General features: G+C 56.8%; 24 protein-coding genes. 10 read left to right on the top strand and 14 right to left on the bottom strand.

Annotated elements, in window-relative coordinates; translation table 11 throughout:
* Nucleotides 1–7: 7 nt before the first annotated feature.
* From ACR0NF_RS09510 to ACR0NF_RS09485, 6 genes are all read right to left on the bottom strand, one after another.
* Entirely contained in the window at nt 8–811 is an 804-nt protein-coding gene (locus ACR0NF_RS09510) for a ParA family protein (protein ID WP_480471335.1), read from the bottom strand.
* Nucleotides 804–1,427, bottom strand: coding sequence for a 16S rRNA (guanine(527)-N(7))-methyltransferase RsmG (gene rsmG, locus ACR0NF_RS09505; protein WP_480471334.1), 624 nt, complete (start codon nt 1,425–1,427; stop codon nt 804–806). Before rsmG ends, ACR0NF_RS09510 begins: the two co-directional genes overlap by 8 nt.
* Nucleotides 1,424–3,292, bottom strand: coding sequence for a tRNA uridine-5-carboxymethylaminomethyl(34) synthesis enzyme MnmG (mnmG, locus tag ACR0NF_RS09500; protein WP_480471333.1), 1,869 nt, complete (start codon nt 3,290–3,292; stop codon nt 1,424–1,426). The genes rsmG and mnmG overlap by 4 nt, the downstream gene beginning before the upstream one ends.
* A gap of 12 nt (nt 3,293–3,304) precedes the next feature.
* The gene (gene mnmE, locus ACR0NF_RS09495; RefSeq protein ID WP_480778146.1) at nt 3,305–4,591 is read right to left on the bottom strand and encodes a tRNA uridine-5-carboxymethylaminomethyl(34) synthesis GTPase MnmE; all 1,287 of its coding nucleotides are present in this window, start codon (nt 4,589–4,591) and stop codon (nt 3,305–3,307) included.
* Between the two features lie 31 nt (nt 4,592–4,622).
* Entirely contained in the window at nt 4,623–5,894 is a 1,272-nt protein-coding gene (gene rho / locus ACR0NF_RS09490; protein ID WP_480471331.1) for a transcription termination factor Rho, read from the bottom strand.
* Between the two features lie 122 nt (nt 5,895–6,016).
* Nucleotides 6,017–6,466, bottom strand: coding sequence for a CopD family protein (locus ACR0NF_RS09485; protein WP_480471330.1), 450 nt, complete (start codon nt 6,464–6,466; stop codon nt 6,017–6,019).
* A 404-nt stretch (nt 6,467–6,870) separates the two neighbouring features.
* Between ACR0NF_RS09485 and ACR0NF_RS09480 the strand changes: the two genes are divergently transcribed.
* The 4 genes from ACR0NF_RS09480 to dnaQ are packed head-to-tail and all read left to right on the top strand — an operon-like array spanning nt 6,871 to nt 9,605.
* On the top strand, nt 6,871–7,470 hold the full coding sequence (locus tag ACR0NF_RS09480; RefSeq protein ID WP_480471329.1) for a Maf family protein: 600 nt from the start codon (nt 6,871–6,873) through the stop codon (nt 7,468–7,470).
* Nucleotides 7,467–8,300, top strand: a complete 834-nt coding sequence (locus ACR0NF_RS09475) for a shikimate dehydrogenase (RefSeq protein ID WP_480778145.1) — start codon at nt 7,467–7,469, stop codon at nt 8,298–8,300. Before ACR0NF_RS09480 ends, ACR0NF_RS09475 begins: the two co-directional genes overlap by 4 nt.
* Nucleotides 8,297–8,890: a dephospho-CoA kinase gene (coaE, locus tag ACR0NF_RS09470; protein WP_480778144.1), complete on the top strand. Its 594-nt coding sequence runs from the start codon at nt 8,297–8,299 to the stop codon at nt 8,888–8,890. Before ACR0NF_RS09475 ends, coaE begins: the two co-directional genes overlap by 4 nt.
* Nucleotides 8,883–9,605, top strand: a complete 723-nt coding sequence (gene dnaQ / locus ACR0NF_RS09465) for a DNA polymerase III subunit epsilon (protein ID WP_480471326.1) — start codon at nt 8,883–8,885, stop codon at nt 9,603–9,605. The genes coaE and dnaQ overlap by 8 nt, the downstream gene beginning before the upstream one ends.
* Nucleotides 9,606–9,630: 25 nt before the next feature.
* Here dnaQ and secB read toward each other — a convergent pair whose 3' ends face one another.
* Both secB and ACR0NF_RS09455 read right to left on the bottom strand, forming a co-directional pair.
* Nucleotides 9,631–10,134: a protein-export chaperone SecB gene (secB, locus tag ACR0NF_RS09460; RefSeq protein WP_480471325.1), complete on the bottom strand. Its 504-nt coding sequence runs from the start codon at nt 10,132–10,134 to the stop codon at nt 9,631–9,633.
* A 54-nt stretch (nt 10,135–10,188) separates the two neighbouring features.
* The gene (locus tag ACR0NF_RS09455; protein WP_480471324.1) at nt 10,189–10,689 is read right to left on the bottom strand and encodes an FxsA family protein; all 501 of its coding nucleotides are present in this window, start codon (nt 10,687–10,689) and stop codon (nt 10,189–10,191) included.
* 108 nt (nt 10,690–10,797) lie between these two features.
* On the opposite strand from ACR0NF_RS09455, the gene ACR0NF_RS09450 reads away from it, so the two are divergent.
* The 3 genes from ACR0NF_RS09450 to ACR0NF_RS09440 are packed head-to-tail and all read left to right on the top strand — an operon-like array spanning nt 10,798 to nt 13,081.
* Nucleotides 10,798–11,457, top strand: a complete 660-nt coding sequence (locus tag ACR0NF_RS09450; RefSeq protein ID WP_480471323.1) for a Tim44/TimA family putative adaptor protein — start codon at nt 10,798–10,800, stop codon at nt 11,455–11,457.
* On the top strand, nt 11,454–12,494 hold the full coding sequence (gene mltA / locus ACR0NF_RS09445; protein WP_480471322.1) for a murein transglycosylase A: 1,041 nt from the start codon (nt 11,454–11,456) through the stop codon (nt 12,492–12,494). Before ACR0NF_RS09450 ends, mltA begins: the two co-directional genes overlap by 4 nt.
* Entirely contained in the window at nt 12,494–13,081 is a 588-nt protein-coding gene (locus tag ACR0NF_RS09440) for a Smr/MutS family protein (RefSeq protein ID WP_480471321.1), read from the top strand. The genes mltA and ACR0NF_RS09440 overlap by 1 nt, the downstream gene beginning before the upstream one ends.
* 8 nt (nt 13,082–13,089) lie before the next feature.
* Here ACR0NF_RS09440 and ACR0NF_RS09435 read toward each other — a convergent pair whose 3' ends face one another.
* Nucleotides 13,090–14,187, bottom strand: coding sequence for an alpha/beta hydrolase (locus tag ACR0NF_RS09435; RefSeq protein ID WP_480778143.1), 1,098 nt, complete (start codon nt 14,185–14,187; stop codon nt 13,090–13,092).
* Between the two features lie 99 nt (nt 14,188–14,286).
* Entirely contained in the window at nt 14,287–15,594 is a 1,308-nt protein-coding gene (hslU, locus tag ACR0NF_RS09430; RefSeq protein WP_480471319.1) for an ATP-dependent protease ATPase subunit HslU, read from the bottom strand.
* 189 nt (nt 15,595–15,783) lie between these two features.
* Here hslU and ACR0NF_RS09425 point away from each other — a divergent pair, with 189 nt between their 5' ends.
* On the top strand, nt 15,784–16,185 hold the full coding sequence (locus tag ACR0NF_RS09425) for a DM13 domain-containing protein (RefSeq protein WP_480471318.1): 402 nt from the start codon (nt 15,784–15,786) through the stop codon (nt 16,183–16,185).
* Nucleotides 16,186–16,289: 104 nt separating this feature from the next.
* Nucleotides 16,290–17,531 (top strand): MFS transporter, encoded by a 1,242-nt coding sequence (locus tag ACR0NF_RS09420; protein ID WP_480471317.1) that lies wholly within the window; start codon nt 16,290–16,292, stop codon nt 17,529–17,531.
* Here ACR0NF_RS09420 and hslV read toward each other — a convergent pair.
* The gene (hslV, locus tag ACR0NF_RS09415) at nt 17,523–18,080 is read right to left on the bottom strand and encodes an ATP-dependent protease subunit HslV (RefSeq protein WP_170334334.1); all 558 of its coding nucleotides are present in this window, start codon (nt 18,078–18,080) and stop codon (nt 17,523–17,525) included. The two genes, ACR0NF_RS09420 and hslV, sit on opposite strands and share 9 nt — an antisense overlap.
* 196 nt (nt 18,081–18,276) lie before the next feature.
* Between hslV and ACR0NF_RS09410 the strand changes: the two genes are divergently transcribed.
* On the top strand, nt 18,277–18,474 hold the full coding sequence (locus ACR0NF_RS09410) for a DUF1127 domain-containing protein (RefSeq protein WP_480471316.1): 198 nt from the start codon (nt 18,277–18,279) through the stop codon (nt 18,472–18,474).
* Nucleotides 18,475–18,530: 56 nt separating this feature from the next.
* Here ACR0NF_RS09410 and ACR0NF_RS09405 read toward each other — a convergent pair whose 3' ends face one another.
* The 3 genes from ACR0NF_RS09405 to trxA form a co-directional block, all read right to left on the bottom strand.
* Nucleotides 18,531–18,893, bottom strand: a complete 363-nt coding sequence (locus ACR0NF_RS09405; RefSeq protein WP_480471315.1) for a Lin0512 family protein — start codon at nt 18,891–18,893, stop codon at nt 18,531–18,533.
* Nucleotides 18,893–19,240, bottom strand: coding sequence for a Lin0512 family protein (locus ACR0NF_RS09400; RefSeq protein ID WP_480471314.1), 348 nt, complete (start codon nt 19,238–19,240; stop codon nt 18,893–18,895). The genes ACR0NF_RS09405 and ACR0NF_RS09400 overlap by 1 nt, the downstream gene beginning before the upstream one ends.
* 75 nt (nt 19,241–19,315) lie before the next feature.
* Complete coding sequence (gene trxA / locus ACR0NF_RS09395; protein ID WP_480471313.1) at nt 19,316–19,636, bottom strand: thioredoxin; 321 nt, start codon at nt 19,634–19,636, stop codon at nt 19,316–19,318.
* Nucleotides 19,637–19,665 lie beyond the last annotated feature (29 nt).

The following is a 19,665-nucleotide window of genomic DNA, read 5'->3' as shown; positions in this document are numbered from 1 at the left end:
CGTCCGCTTAGGCGGCTACTTTGTTATTCTTATGCATGATCTCTCGAGCAAGATGCCGATAGGCCATCGCCCCAAGAGACCCGGAATCATACTGCAGAACCGGCAACGCGTAAGACGGTGCCTCGCTCACCCGTACATTCCTGGGTATCTTGGTTTTAAATACCATCTCACCCAGATTGTCACGCGCATCCTTTTCAACCTGACGGGACAAGTTGTTGCGGTTGTCATACATGGTCAACACAACACCTTCGATTCTAAGGTCTGGATTCGCGGTCTGGCGCACCTCTCGAATGGTCAGCATGAGCTGGGACAGACCTTCAAGCGCAAAAAACTCGCTCTGTAGTGGCACGAGGACAGAATGCGCCGCGACCATTGCATTTACAGTCAGCAAATTCAGCGACGGAGGGCAATCGATCAGCACAAAGTCCAACCCAAAGGTATCTATTGCAGTCTGACGCAACGCGTCATGCAACAAATAACTGCGTTTTTCGTTTGAAATCAGTTCAATATCCGCTGAGCTAAGGTCAACCGTCGCTGGAACAACATAGAGATTGCTGATCTCTGTTTCCTGAACAACGGCCTCCAACGGGGCATCATCGAGTATGAGATCATATGTCGTCCAATCCCGGTCCTCGACACCCAAACCGGTCGAGGCATTACCCTGAGGATCGAGATCCACGACCAAAACCTTGCAACCCGCTTCTGCCAATCCAGCTGCCAGATTAATCGCTGTTGTCGTCTTTCCCACCCCGCCCTTCTGGTTGGCAACCGCAATAATCCGGGGCCCGGCAGGGCGAGACAGATCAACCACGAGAGACTCCTTTGATCTTCAGGATAACGGCTTGAGGTTCCGTTAAACTTGTAATCGGCTCAACCTCGAATTTCCATTCCTTGCAGGCCTCATCCAATTCTTTTTTCCAGGTTGCGCCTTTCGGCAACAAAGCAACGCCTTCAGGGCTTAAATGCCTATCACAAAAGGACAATAGACTGGTCAGATCTGACAACGCCCGTGCGGACAGGATGTCTGCCCGAAGCGGTTCAACATCTTCGATTCGCTTGGATATGACTTTGCAATTCGCGCCAGTTTCTCGTGCAACATTGCGCAGAAACGCCGATTTGCGTTGATCGCTTTCAACTAAGGTAAACTGCGTGTCCGGAGCAGTTTCAAGCGCCATGATCGCGCAAACCATGCCCGGAAATCCCCCACCACTTCCCAGGTCCACCCAATGAGCGACGGAACCTGAGCAGTGAAACACTTGCACCGAATCCTGGATGTGACGGGTCCAGATTTCTTTAAGACTGTTACGCGAAACCAGGTTTATCTTGGGATTCCAACGCTCAACAAGTTCAACATATTTGCGCAAGCGCTCCAATGTTTCACGTGAAACATTCAGGTTATCGGGCGCCGCACCTTGGATGGCACTCATGCTTTACGCACCTTCATATCGCGACGAAGCTTTGCCAGCACCAGAGTCAATGCCGCCGGCGTCACGCCTTCAACCCGACCCGCCTGAGCGATATTAGCTGGTTTGGCCTGGGACAGTTTTTGCTTCATTTCCGTCGAGAGACCATCGAGCGAGAAATAGTCAAAATCCCTTGGAATCACATGTGATTCATCTCGCTTCATAGCCTCGACATCCCGCTGTTGTCGCGCAATGTAATTGGCATAAAGCGCATCTCGCTCAATCTGACGGCGTGTCCCGTCATCGGTTTGGGAGAGTTCTGGTTCAAGCGCTATCAAATCTTCGAATACAACATTCGGAAAGGCCAGGACAGCCATACCATCCCGGCGATTACCGTCCTGATTGACCTCGATTCCAGCTGCGCGAATTTCTTTCGGCGTAAAAGTCCGTTCTGTGAGTTTTGATTTTGCCGCCAAAAGCTTATTCAGTTTTTCGGTAAAGGCTGATCGCCGCTTCTCTCCCACGCAGCCAAGCTCAATTCCCAATGGCGTCAAACGTTGATCTGCATTGTCAGCGCGAAGCGAAAGACGGAATTCTGCTCGTGAGGTAAACATTCTATACGGTTCCGCAACACCACGAGTGGTCAGGTCGTCGATCATTACGCCGATATAGCTGTCAGAACGTGTAAAAAACACCGATTCCAGCCCCTGAACTTCTCTGGCAGCGTTCAGACCGGCTACTATACCTTGGGCGGCCGCCTCCTCATATCCTGTGGTTCCATTGATTTGGCCCGCAAGATATAGCCCCGGTACATCAGGCAGCGACAGGGAAGCATCTAAGACTCGAGGATCAACATAGTCATATTCGATCGCATAGCCCGGTTGCTGGATTTCGGCCTGCTCAAGCCCTTTGATCGAGCGCACATATTCAACCTGAACATCCTGAGGTAATGATGTGGAAATACCATTGGGGTACACCGTGTGATCGTTTACGCCCTCGGGCTCTAGAAAAATCTGATGCGAGTCCTTATCCGCAAATCTCACGATCTTGTCTTCGATCGAGGGGCAATACCTAGGCCCCACGCCATCAATATGCCCGCCGTACATCGCGGACCGCGACAGATTACGCTCGATAATCTCATGCGTTTTGGCGTTGGTATGTGTGATACCACAGGCAATTTGCGGCGCCGTCACCGATTCCGACAGGAACGAAAACAAGGTAGGTTCGGTATCGCCATCCTGCCGCTCCAGCACATCCCAGTCGATTGTCCGGCCATCGAGGCGTGGAGGTGTCCCGGTTTTCAGACGCGCCATCGGCAGTGCGAAGCCGTCCAATCTTTCTGCCAGCTTCACTGAGGGTCGGTCGCCCATGCGACCTCCGGGCTTCGAAACGTCGCCAATATGAATGACGCCCCGTAGAAATGTGCCGGATGTCAGGATAACAGTCTGCGATGGGATCACCGAACCATCCGCCAAAACAACCCCGGTTACGCGTTTTCCATCCATTCGAAAATCGACCACTTCACCAGTGATGATGGTTAAATTCGGCTGATTCTGAGTGGCTTGAACCATGGCCGCGCGATACAGTGCGCGATCAGCCTGCGCGCGCGGGCCCTGCACTGCCGGCCCTTTTCGGCGGTTCAAAAGGCGGAACTGAATGCCTGCCTGATCTGCCACACGGCCCATGACACCGTCCAACGCATCGATTTCGCGAACCAGATGGCCTTTCCCAAGACCTCCGATGGCGGGGTTACAGGACATCACCCCAATATCCCGTTCGGACAAAGTGACCAGAGCAGTCGACACACCCATACGGGCGGCTGCATGGGCGGCCTCAGCCCCTGCATGGCCGGCACCAATCACGACAACATCAAACTCCGAATGTTTCACGTGAAACACTCCTCACTTACCCAGACAGAAACTGGCGAATATCTCATCCAGAAGAGTTTCGACATCGATTCTTCCCACCAGCGATTCAAGTGCACGAATGGCAGTTCGCAGCTCTTCTGCTGCTATATCATACATATCGGGACCTGATTCCAGAACCGCCTGCGCGGCGTTCAATGCCTCACTTGCCCTTATCATCGCAATTCGATGCCTTTCGCGTGTCGCAATACCATGACTGGTAGTTCGGTCACTCAAGACACGCGAAATGTTGTCTATGAGCCTATCGATCCCCTGCCCGGTTTTACCCGAGATTCCGTCTTCGGAATCGTCGCGCAGATCAGATTTTGGCAGAACATGGATATCACCCTTCTGCATATCAACACCCAAGGAGTCTGGATTGTCAGTCAGAAACACACGTAAATCGGCAGCATCCGCACGGCTGCGCGCCAGTTCAATCCCGAGGTTTTCGACATGATCCTCAGTCTCTCTCAAACCGGCCGTGTCCAACAATGTGACGGGCAAGCCTGCGAGATCCATTCGTACCTCGATCACATCTCGCGTTGTGCCTGCGTATTCCGAGGTGATTGCTGCCTCTCGACCCGCCAAAGCATTCAGCAACGTTGACTTCCCGGCATTCGGAAGACCAACAATCGCAACCTCAAATCCAGTACGGATCCGCTCAGCAATCTGTACGCCATTGGCCTCACGAGTCAGATCAGCCTTTACACCAGAAATCAGGCTCCGGACTTCGGGCGTTACATCTGTCGGTACTTCTTCATCTGCGAAATCAATCACAGCTTCCAGCAATGACGCCGCCCGGATCAGATCCCGCCGCCAAACCTCAGCCAGGGAACCAAGCGCGCCGGCCAGAATGGTTTGAGCCTGTTTACGCTGCGCTTCGGTTTCAGCGTCGATCAAATCGGCAAGCCCTTCGACCTGAGCCAAATCCATCTTGCCATTTTCCAAGGCTCGACGCGTGAACTCACCCGGCTCCGCTAGACGCAATCCATCCAAGTCAGACAGGCAACGCAGAACTGCATTGACCGAGGCGGTACTGCCGTGAATCTGCAACTCAACCACGTCTTCACCTGTGAAACTAGCCGGGGCCTGAAAGGTCAGCACCAACCCGCCATCCAGGCGCGCGCCATCTGGCGTGCACAATGTGCGCAGATGCATCCCGCGTTGGGGTAGCCCGCCCCCGGCCAACGTGTTCGCGGCCTCATGGGCATCAGGCCCCGAAAGGCGAATGACCGCTACACCTGCTTTGCCCTGGGCGCTGGCCAGGGCGAATATCGTATCCATGGATAGCCCCCGCGACAGTGCCGGTTCGGCGTCAGGTGTTCATTGAATCGAAGAATTCCGAATTCGTCTTGGTCTGTTTCAACTTGGACAGAAGGAACTCGATCGCGTCGGTCGTGCCCATCGGATTGAGGATGCGGCGCAGAACGAAGGTCTTGGCCAGATCCCCCTTGTCGACCAGCAGGTCCTCTTTCCGGGTACCGGATTTGAGGATGTCGATTGCCGGGAACACGCGCTTGTCTGCAATCTTGCGATCCAGAACGATTTCCGAGTTACCCGTGCCTTTGAATTCTTCGAAGATCACCTCGTCCATCCGGCTGCCGGTATCGATCAGCGCAGTGGCGATGATGGTCAGCGAGCCACCCTCTTCAATGTTCCGGGCAGCACCGAAGAAACGCTTGGGCCGTTGCAACGCGTTTGCGTCCACACCACCGGTCAGAACTTTACCCGAGGACGGAACCACTGTGTTAAACGCCCTACCAAGTCTTGTGATCGAGTCGAGAAGAATAACAACATCTCGTTTATGCTCGACCAGACGCTTGGCTTTTTCGATCACCATCTCAGACACAGCCACGTGGCGAGTCGCCGGTTCATCGAAGGTCGAAGATACAACCTCACCCTTCACCGAGCGCTGCATGTCCGTCACCTCTTCAGGGCGTTCGTCGATCAGCAACACGATCAGGTAACACTCTGGATGGTTCTGTTCGATCGAATGCGCGATGTTCTGCAGGATCACGGTTTTACCGGTCCGCGGCGGGGCCACGATCAGCGAACGCTGACCTTTACCGATGGGCGAGACTAGGTCGATCACACGGGCCGACTTGTCCTTGATGGTCGGATCTTCGATCTCCATCTTCAAACGCTCTTCGGGATACAGCGGCGTCAGGTTGTCGAACAGGATCTTATGCTTGGCCTTGTCCGGATCTTCGAAGTTGATCTTGGTGACCTTTGTCAGAGCAAAGTACCGCTCGTTCTCATCCGGTGCCTTGATCTCGCCCTCAACCGTATCCCCGGTGCGCAACGAGTGCTGGCGGATCATCTCCGGAGAGACATAGATGTCATCAGGACCCGGCAGATAGTTCGCCTCGGGCGAGCGCAGGAAGCCAAAGCCATCCTGCAGGACTTCCAGCACACCATCGCCACCAACGGTCCAACCCTCATCCGCGCGCTCGCGCAGAATCTGGAACATCATCTCGCCTTTACGCATGGTCGAGGCGTTTTCGATCTCCAGCTCTTCGGCCATCGCCAGAAGGTCTTTGGGACTTTTGGCTTTCAGGTCAGCCAGATTCAGGGCGTCAGTTGTCATGATATATACCTTCACCGCTGATCATGCGGCACGAAGTGGAATTTCAGTACGGAAGATACGCCGCCCGGACGGGCGTGTTGTGATCTACATATGCGTCCGGACGAGCGGAGTCAAATAGGCGCTCAGAACTTCACTACGACCGCCAGAACGATGGCAACCATCAGAACAGTCGGAACCTCATTCATCATGCGATACTGCCGCCCTGTGAGCTTATTTCGGCCCTCTGCGAAGTCTTTGCGCCGTGCCATCAGCCAATGATGGAACCAGGTCATCCCGATCACCGCCGCGCCCTTGATCCAGGGCCAGCTCCAATCCCAGCCAACGATGCCCGGGGTGAACACCATGATCAAGCCACAGACCCAGGCCACGATCATTGCAGGGCGCATGATCACCCGCAGCAGTTTCTCTTCCATTTCAAAGAAAATCTGTTCTGCCCCGTCGACCGCTTGCGCCTTTTCAACGTGATAGACGAACAACCTGGGCAGATAAAACAAACCGGCCATCCATGAAATCACGGCCATGATATGCAGTGACTTCACCCACGGATATATCGTGAAAAGAAGATCGGTCATTTTGGCTCCGAACGTTGCTCGGAACTCTCCCTAATAAAAAAATAAGAAAAGAAAAAGGATGATGGTTTTGTAGGGTGCGTAAAATCCGTGGATTACTTTTTTACCCATGGGTTTTCCCCAGGTGGATGAATTCTTCCGGTACGCAAGCGATTCTGTTGGCGAAATAGAAAAACTTTATATTTCATATAGTTAATAGGTATCTTTGTTCGTACTTCTGGGGATAACTCTCAGAGTAAGTTGGGACATAACGGTTATCCTGCCAATCTGAGTTATCCTTACCCAGATTGGATGGTGTTCGAACGACTCGGGGAAGTTTTGCACCAAAATCCCGGGCTTGCGTGTCAACCGGAAAACCATACAAACCATTCAGGAACGCTCAACGATTTACACAGGTGGTTTTCCACATGTCTGTCCCCATTCTGCTGGCCTCAGGTTCGGCCATCCGGGCGCAGTTGCTGCGCAACGCGGGTGTGCCCTTTGACGTGCAGACCGCACGCGTGGATGAGGATACCGCCAAGCAAGCGCTGTTGGCGGAGGGTGCATCGCCGCGCGATATCGCCGATACGCTGGCTGAGATGAAAGCACGCAAGGTCAGTGACAAGAACCCCGGTGCGATGGTGCTGGGTTGCGATCAGGTGCTGGATTTCGACGGGCAGTTGCTGTCGAAACCTCAAAGCCTCGAAGAGGCGCTGGCGCAGTTGAAGGCGATGCGGGGTAAACGGCATATACTGCTTTCTGCCGCTGTGATCTATCAGGACGGTGAACCGATCTGGCGGCATGTCGGGCAGGTGCGGTTACGGATGCGGATGAGCTCGGATGCTTATCTGCGCGACTATATCGACCGGAACTGGGACAGCATTCGCCACGCGGTTGGGGCTTATAAGCTGGAGGAAGAAGGCGTGCGATTGTTTGCGACCATTGACGGAGACTATTTTAACGTCTTGGGTATGCCCCTGCTTGAGCTGTTGAATTTCCTGGCAATCAAAGGTGTGATTGAACAATGACCAAGACCCGCATTCCTTTGGCCGGGGTGATCGGACACCCGATTGCGCATTCGAAATCTCCTGTTTTGCATGGGCATTGGCTGAAATCCTACGGGCTGGCCGGGCATTATATTCCAATGGATGTCGCCCCGGCGGATTTGGAGCAAGTTCTGCGCACTTTGCCAAAGGCAGGCTTTGTTGGTGCCAACGTCACCGTCCCGCATAAAGAGGCTGCGCTGAGGGTGGCCGATCACGTTTCGGACCGCGCCTCGGTAATCGGGGCGGCCAATACGCTGGTGTTCCGCGAGGATGGCTCGATCCATGCAGATAACACCGATGGTTATGGGTTCATGCAAAATCTGCGCAGCGGCGCGCCGGATTGGGTGCCGGGTGATGGACCGGCTGTGGTTTTTGGAGCCGGAGGGGCCGCGCGCGCGGTCCTGCAGGCGTTGGCCGAGGCCGGTGTCCCTGAAATCTTGCTGACCAATCGCACGCGCACGCGCGCGGATCACCTGAAAGAAGAGTTCGGCCAGCGCATTACAGTGATCGACTGGGTGCAGGCTGGCAATGTGATCGAAACCGCTGAACTGGTGGTCAACACGACCTCGCTGGGGATGCAGGGCCAGCCGGAACTGCGTGTGCCGCTGGATGGGCTGCAACCCGGTGCCGTGGTCACCGATCTGGTTTATGCACCGCTGAAAACCCGGCTGCTACAGACCGCGGAAGAGGCCGGATGCACCACTGTCGATGGCCTTGGAATGCTGTTGCATCAGGCGGTTCCCGGTTTTGAGTGCTGGTTCGGTATCCGCCCCGAGGTGGACGAGGATCTGCGCGCGGCAGTGCTGGCATGAGTTTCGCGCTGGGCCTGACCGGTTCCATTGGGATGGGCAAAAGCACTACGGCGCAGATGTTCGTGGATGAAGGCTGTGCGCTGTGGGACGCGGATGCGGCGGTGCATCGGCTGTATTCCAAAGGGGGTATGGCGGTCGAGCTAATGCGCACGGCTTTCCCTGAGGCTGTTATTGATGACGCGGTCAGCCGTGATGCGTTGAAGCGGATCATCGCAGGGGACGCAACCGCCCTGAAACGGATCGAGGCGATTGTGCATCCGATGGTCGCTGCGGATCGGGCGGCGTTTCGGGACTCGGCGACAGCTGATATTTTGGTCTTCGACATTCCATTGCTGTTTGAAACCAGGGGTGACGCTGCAATGGACGCTGTTGCCTGCGTCTCAATCCCGGCAGAGGAACAAAAGCGTCGGGTGATGGAACGCGGTACGATGACCGAGGCGCAGTTTGAGCAGATCCGCTCCAAGCAAATGCCGAATGAAGAGAAATGCGCGCGGTCGGATTATGTGATTGTGACGGATACGCTGGACCATGCCCGCGCGCAGGTGCAGGATGTGGTCAGGCGGATACGGGCGGGGATGGCAGATGCGTGAGATTGTACTCGATACTGAAACCACAGGGTTCGATCCCGAAAGCGGTGACCGGATCGTCGAGATTGGTGCGGTTGAGCTGTGGAACCACGTCGCCACGGGCGAGACCTATCACGTCTATATCAACCCCGAACGGTCGATGCCCGACGAGGCATTCGGCGTACACGGTATCGGCCCCGACCTGCTGGAAAACCCACGCCCGCCTGAAAAGGGTGAGGTAACGCTGAAGGACAAGCCAGTCTTCGCAAAAGTAGGCCAGAGTTTCCGCGATTTTGTGGGCGACGCCAAGCTGGTAATTCACAACGCTTCGTTCGACATGAAGTTCCTGAATGCGGAACTCAAGTGGATGGGCGTGCCGCTGATCCCGATGGATCAGGCAATCGATACGCTTGCTATTGCACGCAAGCGGTTTCCGGGATCGCCAGCTTCGCTGGATGCATTGTGCCGCCGGTTTGGCATCGATAACTCGAACCGGGTTTTGCACGGCGCGCTGCTCGACTCGGAAATTCTGGCCGAGGTTTATCTGGAGCTGATCGGTGGAAGACAGCCCGATTTCGGCTTGGCCTCGGCGGCCTCAAACGCAGCTGGTGGGGCGGATGAATGGCGCCCGACCGCGCGCCCGACGGCATTGCCGTCCCGCATCACAGAAGACGAGCGCGCGGCGCATCAACAATTTATAGAGAAACTGGGCGAGAACGCCCTGTGGACCCGCGCCTGACCCAAGCCACGCGCGGGTCAGATACTTATGCGTCAGCTTGTTGTGCCTGAGCAGCAGCCTGACGGCGTGCCAGCTCATTGCGGTACAGCGCGACGAAATCGATATTGTCCAGATTGACCGGTGGATAGCCACCGTCGCGGGTGATGTCGCTGACGATGCGGCGCAGGAACGGGAACAGCATGCGCGGGCACTCGATCATCAGGAACGGGTGCAGCTGGTCCTCGGGCACGCCTTCCACATGGAACAGACCGCAATAGTCGAGCTCACACAGGAACAGAACGTCTTCCATGCCTTTGGCTTTTGATGTCAGTTTCAGCTTGATCGAAACTTCAAACTGGTGATCTGCCGGGCGTTTCTTGGCGTCCAGGTTCACCTGAACCGAAATCTCGGGCTGTACATCGCCCGAAACGCCCTTCTGCGCCATCACGTTTTCAAAGGACAGATCGCGAATGAACTGTCCCAGAACGCGCATCTGGATTTGCGGGGCGGCCTGGGCCGCTGTGTTTTCTGTGGCGTCTTCGTCGGCCATGGATCTACTCCGAAAATGAAATTCGCCACTGCTTAGCAAGTTGGGCGGGGTAGCTCAATGCTGGTGCGGCCCTTCCACCCATTTCGAGGGCTTTGAGGGCTCCTGACGTGGTCGAACCTCGGTAAACTCTCCGTCAATCACATCGTCCTGATCAAACGGGTTTGGCCCAGACCGGAATTGCGTGCCGGTACCCATCTGGAAATGTGTGATGGTGGCCTTGGACTTGAGATAGCGAAACACCGCCACCCGGATGCCGGGAACAAGCAAAGCAAAGCCAATGGCATCAGTGAAAAACCCCGGCGTCAGCAACAACACGCCGGACAACAGGATCATCGCCCCGTGGGCCAACGGCTCAGTCGGGTCGTCCAGTTCAGCGAAGGACCGCTGCAGATTGGCCAGCGCCATGCGACCTTGTGTCCGCACCAATATAGTGCCCAAAACGGCGGTCAGGACCACGATTGCAAGCGTCGGCCACAGTCCGATCAGGCCGCCAACCTGTATGAACAGGGCAATCTCGATGATCGGAACCAATAAAAAAGCCAAGAACAAGTACATTTGCGGTATCCTTTAGCATGTGTCGGGCTGTGGACTTGCCCCCAACTGTCACCTACATAGTGGCAGAGGGCTGCGTATACAAAGCCCGGGTTCTGAAATGAGGACGAAATGAACTCACCCCTGATCCAGCTTCTGGTGCTGGCCGGAATTGCCATTTTCCTGATCCTGCGCTTGAAAAGCGTTTTGGGAACGCGGGAAGGTTTTGAGAAACCACCCCTTCAGCAGCAGCCTGACACCAATGGCGCGCGCCGTGATTTCGAGGTGATCGAAGGCGGCCCGGATCATGACATTACCGACCATGTTGCGGAAGACAGCGAGCAGGCGCAAACCCTGGCCGCGATGAAGCGGGTCGAGCCCAGCTTTTCCGTCAGCGAATTCGTGCAGGGTGCACGTGGTGCCTATGAGATGATCGTGATGGGGTTCGAAAAGGGCAATCTGGACGAAATCCAGCCTTTCCTGTCCGAAGAGGTGTTTGACACCTTTGTTTCGGTGGTCGCTGACCGTGAAGACAAGGGTCTCACCATCGAAGCCGAGTTTATCGGCGTGCGTGAGACTACTTTGGCCGATGCGAAATTCGACAAGGATTCCAATCAGGCTGAAATTACCATGCGCTTTGTGGGTGAGCTGACCTCGGTCGTACGTGATCGCGGTGGCGACATCATCGAAGGCAATCCCAACACCGTCAAACGTCAAAAGGACAGCTGGACCTTTGCCCGCGTCATGGGCTCGGACGATCCGAACTGGCTGCTTGTCGCCACGGACGCATGATTGCAGCGCTCCGGTCGCTTTTTCTGGGGGTCGCCATGACCACTGCCAGCGCCGCCGGAGCCGAGGCGACGCGATCCATCCTGTCATTCGATGACCTCGATGGTTGGGCCGCCGACGATCACGGGGCGGCCCTTTCGGTTTTTCTGAACACTTGCGGCGATCTGGATGATCCAGATTGGCAGGCGCTGTGCGGCGTGGCGCAGACTTATGAACCAGAGGCAGCGCGCGCCTTCTTCGAGTTGTTCTTTCGCCCCGTTCTGGTGGAAGATGGCGATGATGCTCTGTTCACCGGATATTTCGAACCCGAACTGGACGGCTCGAAAACCCCGACCGACACATACCGCTATCCACTCTACCGAATGCCACCCGAGGCGCGCGGGGCAGGCCAATGGCTCAGCCGCCGTGACCTGCTGACCGGAGAGGTCATGCAAGGCCGCGGCCTTGAGATCGCGTGGGTCGATGACCCGGTTGAGCTGTTCTTTCTGCAAATTCAGGGCTCGGGCCGTATTCGCTTGCCCGATGGCGGTGCGATGCGGGTTGGGTATGGCGGCGCGAACGGGCATCCCTATCGCTCGATCGGGGCAGAACTGGTCCGGCGTGGCGCGTTGGGCGCGCATCAGGTGAGTGCGCAGATGATCCGGGCCTGGGTGCGCAAGAACCCCGAAGCCGGGGCTGAACTGCTGTTTCACAACCCCTCTTATGTGTTCTTCCGGGAGGTGACGCGGGTCGCGCCCGAGTTTGGTCCGCTGGGCGCAATGAACCGTTCGGTCACGACTATGCGCAGTATCGCAGCTGATCCGGCCTATACCCCTTTGGGCGCACCGGTCTGGGTTGAGAAGGATGGTCGGGACCCATTGCGACGGTTGATGATCGCGCAGGATACGGGATCGGCCATCAAAGGTGCCCAGCGGGCAGATATCTTCTTTGGCACCGGCGATGAGGCCGGTCAGGCTGCCGGACGTCTGAAGGATCCCGGCCGAATGGTGGTATTGCTGCCGATCCAGCGGGCCTATGCGATGTTACCGGATGAATTCTGATGACACGGCGCAAACTCACCTCGGATGAGATCGAGCTGTGGCGCAAGGTTGCCAAACAGGCCGAGCGGTTGCACCCCGAACTGCCGCAAACCGTTCACCCCGTTACCCTGCCCAAACCCAAGCCAACCAAAACACCAAAAGCACGGATCGAGACGTTTGAACTTGGTCAGACGGCTGCTGCGAAACCCGCGCGACACAACCTGAAACCTTCGGTCACCGAAGGGCTGCGCGCCAGTCCCGTGCAGATGGACACCAAGGCGTTTGGCCGGATGAAGCGGGGTAAGCTGAAACCCGAAGGCAAGCTCGACCTGCACGGAATGCGGGTGGATACGGCCCATCCGGCATTGATCAGGTTCGTCCTGACCGCACAGTCGCAGGGAAAACGTCTGGTACTGGTGGTTACGGGCAAGGGTAAGGACCGCGACGAACCCGGCCCGATCCCGACGCCGCGCGGGGTGCTGCGCAATCAGGTGCCGCAATGGTTGTCTCTGCCACCGCTATCACAGGCGGTGCTGCAGGTGACACCGGCCCATATCAGCCATGGCGGCGACGGGGCCTATTACGTGTATCTCAGGCGCGTGCGCTGAGTGACACGTCACGGCGCACTGATCTGCGCCTCACCTGACTCGCTCAATACGATTTCGGTCGCGCCGGTTGGGTTGCGGGCGCTTGCAGGCGCAATCACATCAAGCCCGCGCTGTTCGGTTCCAAACGTGTTACTGACGCGGCGGGCCGACCCTATGATGGCAAGTAACGCCGGAGAGGTCGCTGCCACGAAATGCGAGGATTCCGCATCGCTGTTGAATGCGGTCGTATCGATGATGTTGATCTTGTAGTCGGACAGCGCTTCGGTGGAGCTGATATTGCCCAGCCGTTCACCCTTGGTCGTGCCACGCAGCCTGGCTGAAATATTCAGCAGCTTGTCCTTTTGCGAAACCATTACGATGAACGGATCGGGCGGCGTTCTGATCGTATCCATTTGCGAACGGAACAGGTCCACATCCAGATCGGGCGAGATCAGAACGACCCCTTCAAGATTGCGGTTGGACCAACCGGGTTCGCGCAATTCGGCCTGGCGCATCATTTCCATCGTCAACGCGGTTCCCATGGAATGCGCCACCAGAACCACGCGCCGGACACCGATGGATTTCAAATGGCGGACGGTTTGTTCCAGCCCGTCACGCGCGAACAGCATACTGTCCAGATCATAGGCATAGCCATAACCTGTGGCCTGGCTCGGCCAGGAATAGACCATGGTTGCGCCCGGAATCTCAAGATCGCGCCTTAGCTGAGCAGCACGAAACGCGGTTTCCGCCTGGGTCGTGTTGTAGCCATGAATGAAGATCGACACTTCATCCATGCCGTGCAGGCGGGATCTCAGATCGGTTGGTCCCTGCAATTCTTCCACGCCCGCCATGACGAATTGCTTTTTCGGGTTTGGATTGGCGTAGGAAAAATCCAATGTCCCCGGCGTATGGTTTGGTGGGATCGAAACTGTCATTTCGAGAAACTGCAACGTCTCACCTCGTCGAAATCCGTAAGAGCCATCAGGCTCGCGCGCACGGGTTGTTGTCGCATAGATGGTTTCCGGCGTGCCGACGCTTAGCGCTGAGGGCACGGTTTCAGATATCGTGCGGTCGACACATGCGGTCAGCGTCACCGCCATTGATGCAATCAAGATATAATGAAGCACGATAACAGCCCTTGGGATTCCTTCCCCAAAGCTAACGGATTCCCGCCCTGCGTCCAGCGCCACAGGGCAGCAATAGCGGCGAAAACCGGCCTGTCCGTGTTACAGAACGTAACGGCTGAGATCGGTTGATTTGGTCAACTCGCCCAGATTGTCCTCAACGAACTGCGCATTCACCGTGATCTCGGCCCCAGCCTGATCGGGTGCGTTGAACGAGAGCTCCTCGAACACGCGCTCCATCACAGTATAAAGGCGCCGTGCACCGATATTCTCGACGCTTTGGTTGACGTCTGCCGCGATGCGGGCCAGAGCGGCGATGCCGTTTTCGGTAAAGCTGACGGTGACCTCTTCGGTGCCCATCAGGGCGGTGTATTGACGGGTCAGGGCGTTGTCCGTCTCGGTCAGGATGCGCACGAAATCCTCTTCGGTCAGTGCGCGCAGTTCGACGCGGATCGGCAGGCGGCCCTGCAGTTCCGGCAACAGGTCCGACGGCTTGGCGATGTGGAAGGCGCCTGAGGCGATGAACAGGATGTGGTCGGTTTTCACCGGGCCATGTTTGGTGCTGACGGTGGTCCCCTCGATCAGAGGCAGCAGGTCGCGCTGCACCCCTTCCCGGCTGACATCGCCGCCGCGCGCGTCCGAACGGGCGCAAACCTTGTCGATCTCGTCCAGGAAGACGATGCCGTTCTGTTCCACCGACTCCAGCGCCACGCGGCTGACGGTTTCATCATCCAGCAACTTGTCAGCCTCTTCCCCGATCAGCGCATCATAGCTTTCTGCAACGGTCATGCGTTTCTTGACGGTACGCCCGCCGAACGCCTTGCCAAAAATATCGCCCAGATTCATCATGCCCATCTGGCCTCCGGGCTGGCCGGGAATGTCGAACATCGGCATCGGGTTGGAAGTATCCGACAGTTCCAGCTCGATCACAGTATCGTCCAGCTCTCCTGCTTTCAGTTTCTTGCGGAACATATCGCGCGTCCCTTCACGGGCGTCTTCGCCAGCAATTGCAGCGATCACGCGATCTTCGGCAGCCTGATGGGCGCGCGCTTTGACGTCTTCACGCATGTATTCTCGGGTCTGGATGATCGCCGCATCGGCCAGATCGCGCACGATCTGCTCCACATCACGGCCCACGTAACCAACCTCGGTAAACTTGGTGGCCTCGACCTTGATGAAGGGCGCGCGGGCAAGTTTGGCCAGACGGCGGCTGATCTCGGTCTTGCCCACGCCGGTGGGTCCGATCATCAGAATATTTTTTGGATAAACTTCATCGCGGATGTCATCCGCCAGCTGCTTGCGCCGCCAGCGATTGCGCAGCGCCACGGCCACGGCGCGTTTTGCGTCTTTCTGCCCGATGATAAAGCGGTCCAGTTCCGAGACGATCTCGCGCGGGGTCAGGTCGGTCATGTCAATTCTATCCGTCTGTTTCGCAGCGGAACCTAATCATGCGGCGCGAAAACACAAGCCGATCACGAAAAACTCACGTCCAACACACGGAGATTCGTATTGATGTGAATCGCCGGACGCCTAGCGGCTGCCGCATAGTTCCTTGCGTCGGGCAAGACTGCCTGCGTTAATCAATGGAGATACCTCATCATGATGACTCGTCGTTCGCTTTTTGTGAAAGCTGCCGCCACCGGTGCGGCGCTGACCTTGGCCAGCACCGGTGCCGCGTTGGCTGGTGGTGCCAAAAAGAAGGGGTCGTTCGAAGGCCGCTCGAACCATATCACAACCGGTTCAGTGAAACTGGTCAAAGATGGCGAACGTTACATTGTTGAGCTGGGTGACGATTTCTCGCTGGATGGCGGCCCCGATCCGCGCGTGGCCTTCGGCAAAGACGGCACCTATGCTCCTGACAGCAAGCTGGGTGCGCTGCTGAACCTGACCGGCAAGCAATCCTACGCCGTGCCGCCTACTATGGATGTGTCGGGCTATAACGAAGTGTACATCTGGTGCGAAGTTGCCGGTGTGCCGCTGGGCGTTGCATCGCTGAAGTAAACGTCATGGTCAGAGGCTGTCTTTCCGGCCTCTGACACGCCGTTAGGTAACCAAGCCGCACTCTGATACACTCGCCCCAAGGCATTGGAACCGGGGGCGTTTTTATGACCAAGATTGCCAAGATCACCTTGTTGTTCGTGGTGTTTGTCGACCTGATCGGGCAGGGGTTGGTCTTTCCCATTATCAACTCTCTGATCATGGAGACGAAATCCGGTTTTCTGCCGGAAGGCACGCCCGAAGGCCGACGGCATTTCTACTACGGCCTGGTGATCGGTTGTTTCTTCCTGTCCTGGTTTCTGGGTGTTGTCTATGTCTCAAAAGTCTCGGACTCGATCGGACGCAAGAATGCCCTTCTGGTCTGTCTGGGCGGTGCGCTTGCCGGATACGCCATCACCATTGCCGCACTGTTCATGAACAGCCTGCTGTTGCTGATCATCGGGCGTTCGATCACGGGGTTCACTGCAGGAAACCAGCCAATCGCGCAGGCGGCGATGATTGACGGCAGCACCGATGCGGCCGACCGGGACCGCAACATGGGTTACATTGTGACCGGCGTCAGCTTTGGCCTTGTTGGCGGCCCGATTATCGGAGCGGTTCTGTCAGACGCCGCCCTTCTGGGCAGCTATGCCACCCTGAAAACACCGTTCTACGGCGCTTTCGTTCTGGTGCTGGTCGCCATCTTCCTTGTGACGACCTTCTTCAAGGATACCCGGACTGAGCGTGCACCCTTTGTTTTCCGGCCCCGTGACATCACCGACAGTCTTATTGCCGTGCGCGGTCATCCGATGGTTCTGAAAATCCTGCCGGTTTACTCGTTCTTCATGATCGCCAACGTGACATTCTATGTCTTCGTCGACAATTTCCTGACCAGCGCCTTTGGTTACGGCGTGATCGGAGGCAGCATGGCCATGGTTGTCATCGGCTTTGCGCTGGCCTTTTCAAGCACCTTCCTTGTCAAACCCGCACAGGAACGATTCAGCAAGCATTCGATCATCTATACATCGCTGATCGTGATGATCATTTGTGGCATCGCTTTTGCCTTCAGCCCCAATGGGGTCTTCAGCTATGTGCCGGTCTTCCTCTTCTATTTCCTGTTTGGTGTCGCCTACCCGACCATGCTGGGCCTGTTCTCCTCCAGCGTCAGCGAGGCGGATCAAGGCTGGGTCATGGGTGTGACCACCGCAGTCTTCTGTCTGGCGGGCGGTGTAATGTCTCTGATCGGGGGCGGATTGATGAGCATCGATATCCGCGTGCCCTACTACATCGTGGTTGTCGCCGCGATCTGCGGGCTGATCGGCATGCACCGACGCTGGAAAGGTAAAGAGATCAAGGCGCTCTTAGCCTGAGATCGTCTCGACCGTCAGATTGCCATTGGTATAGACGCAGATATCAGCAGCAATCGCCATCGCTTCGCGCGCGACCTGTTCGGCCTCTTTGTCGCTGTCCATCATTGCGCGCGCTGCGGCCAGCGCAAAGTTTCCACCCGATCCGATGGCGGCCACGTTATGCTCAGGCTCAAGCACATCCCCTGCCCCGGTGATGACCAGCAGGTCCTTGCCGTCGGTGACGATCAGCATCGCTTCAAGCTTTTGCAGATACTTGTCGGTGCGCCAGTCCTTGGCCAGCTCGACCGAAGCACGGGCCAGTTGGCCGGGCGTCGCTTCCAGCTTGGCCTCCAGCCGTTCCAGCAGGGTAAATGCATCCGCGGTCGATCCGGCAAAACCTGCCACAACCTCAAATCCGCCCGGCGACAGGCGGCGCACCTTGCGGGCGGTGCCCTTGATCACGGTCTGGCCCAGGCTGACCTGCCCGTCCCCGGCAATGACAACCTGCCCGCCCTTCTTGACGCCAATAATGGTCGTGCCGTGCCATCCGGGAAAATCGCTGTCTGCCATGGAAGCCTCCGTTTTCTCTGGCGTTCTATATGGGCCGCACGCGTCGGCGGCGCAACCGTTCTTAAACCGCTCAAAAGATATGCAATAGGCGCAAACCGGGACTGTTGAGTCAGCATTTGTGAGACTCAGTTGCCCGAGTTACATCAGCCTCACAACCGACAACGGGTCGGCTGTTTCTGTTATAAGGAATACGCACATGGCTAACGCAATCGCAAAAACCCATGCGCCGCTCGGAGCAGTCACCATCCTGCACGCAGTGGACGCAATCTTCCATCGCCTTGAAGACGTTGTCGAATGGCACCAATCGCGCAAGACGCGCAAGGAATTGTCACGCCTGACTAACGCTCAGCTGGATGATATCGGTCTGAGCCGCGGCGACATCGCCAAGTTCTGATCTGGCTTCAAACGGAAGCACAAGACAAGCCGCTCGACCGAGCGGCTTTTTCTTTGTCATCTCAGTACGTATTTTCCCGCCTGCGACGGTACAAAGGCCTCGATCGCGGCGGTTGCAACCACGTGGCGGGTGCCCGCTGCGTCATCCAACACATCCTGTCCGCCCGGAACCGCGAGCACTTCGGCGCGCCCCCTTGGCAGGTCCGCGGCGACAAGAGCGCAATCCACCTTGTCTGGGCGCTGGACGCCGATCGTCACCTTCACACGCATTTCATTGTGATCAATTCCCAGAGTCGAGAATAACGTGATTGAAGAATGGTGCAGCGCGTCCTGCACCGCGCGCCGGGCCGCCTTGGTATAATCCTGACCATACAGGTCGTTCCCCATACCCATTTCCAGAATGATGCGCTGTTCTTTCATCACGCGCCCTCCATATCGAACGAGACCGCAAGGGCAGCGTTGGCAATGACTGTGCGTCCCACACCGTCCGGCTTGTCGATATCCAGGCCGCCTTTGGTGACAGAGATATTTGGCGTCCCATAAGGGAATATAGCCTCAAGCTTGCCGATCTCGACCTGTTCAGGCTGCTGCACTCCGATCTCGACATCGATGATCATGGCTTCTTTTGGAAACCCAAACAGATCTGCCATGTTGATCGAGTTGTGCCACAGCGCATCCTTGATCGCACGCAGCGCCGCCTCGGTATAGTCGATACGCCGCAATGATGTGCCCATCCCGAATTCCACAAGCACCCGTGTCTTGGCCATCCGTCCTTCTCCGATATCTCAACAAAAAAGGCGCCCGATTACAGGCGCCTTTCATCGTATACTGATCACATCGGATCAGATCGATTCATCAATCCAGCTTTGCAGCGCGGCCTTGGGTGCGGCGCCGGCGCGGTTTGATACAACCTGACCGTCCTTGAAGATGAACAGCGCCGGAATGCCACGCACGCCCATGGCGGCGGCTGAGTTCGGGTTGCTGTCCACATCAACCTTGGCGATCTTCACCTTGCCGCCGTATTCCGTGGCCAGCTCTTCCAGAGCGGGGCCAATCTGCTTACAGGGTCCGCACCATTCGGCCCAGAAATCCACCACAACGGGGATGTCAGAGTTCTTGACTTCGGCGTCAAAGGTATCGTCGGTAACGGCAACGGTCGACATATTCTGTCTCCTGAATGGGGAATGCTTGG

Source organism: Ruegeria sp. CF4 (assembly GCF_056537345.1).
This window is presented reverse-complemented; position numbering and strand designations above follow the sequence as displayed.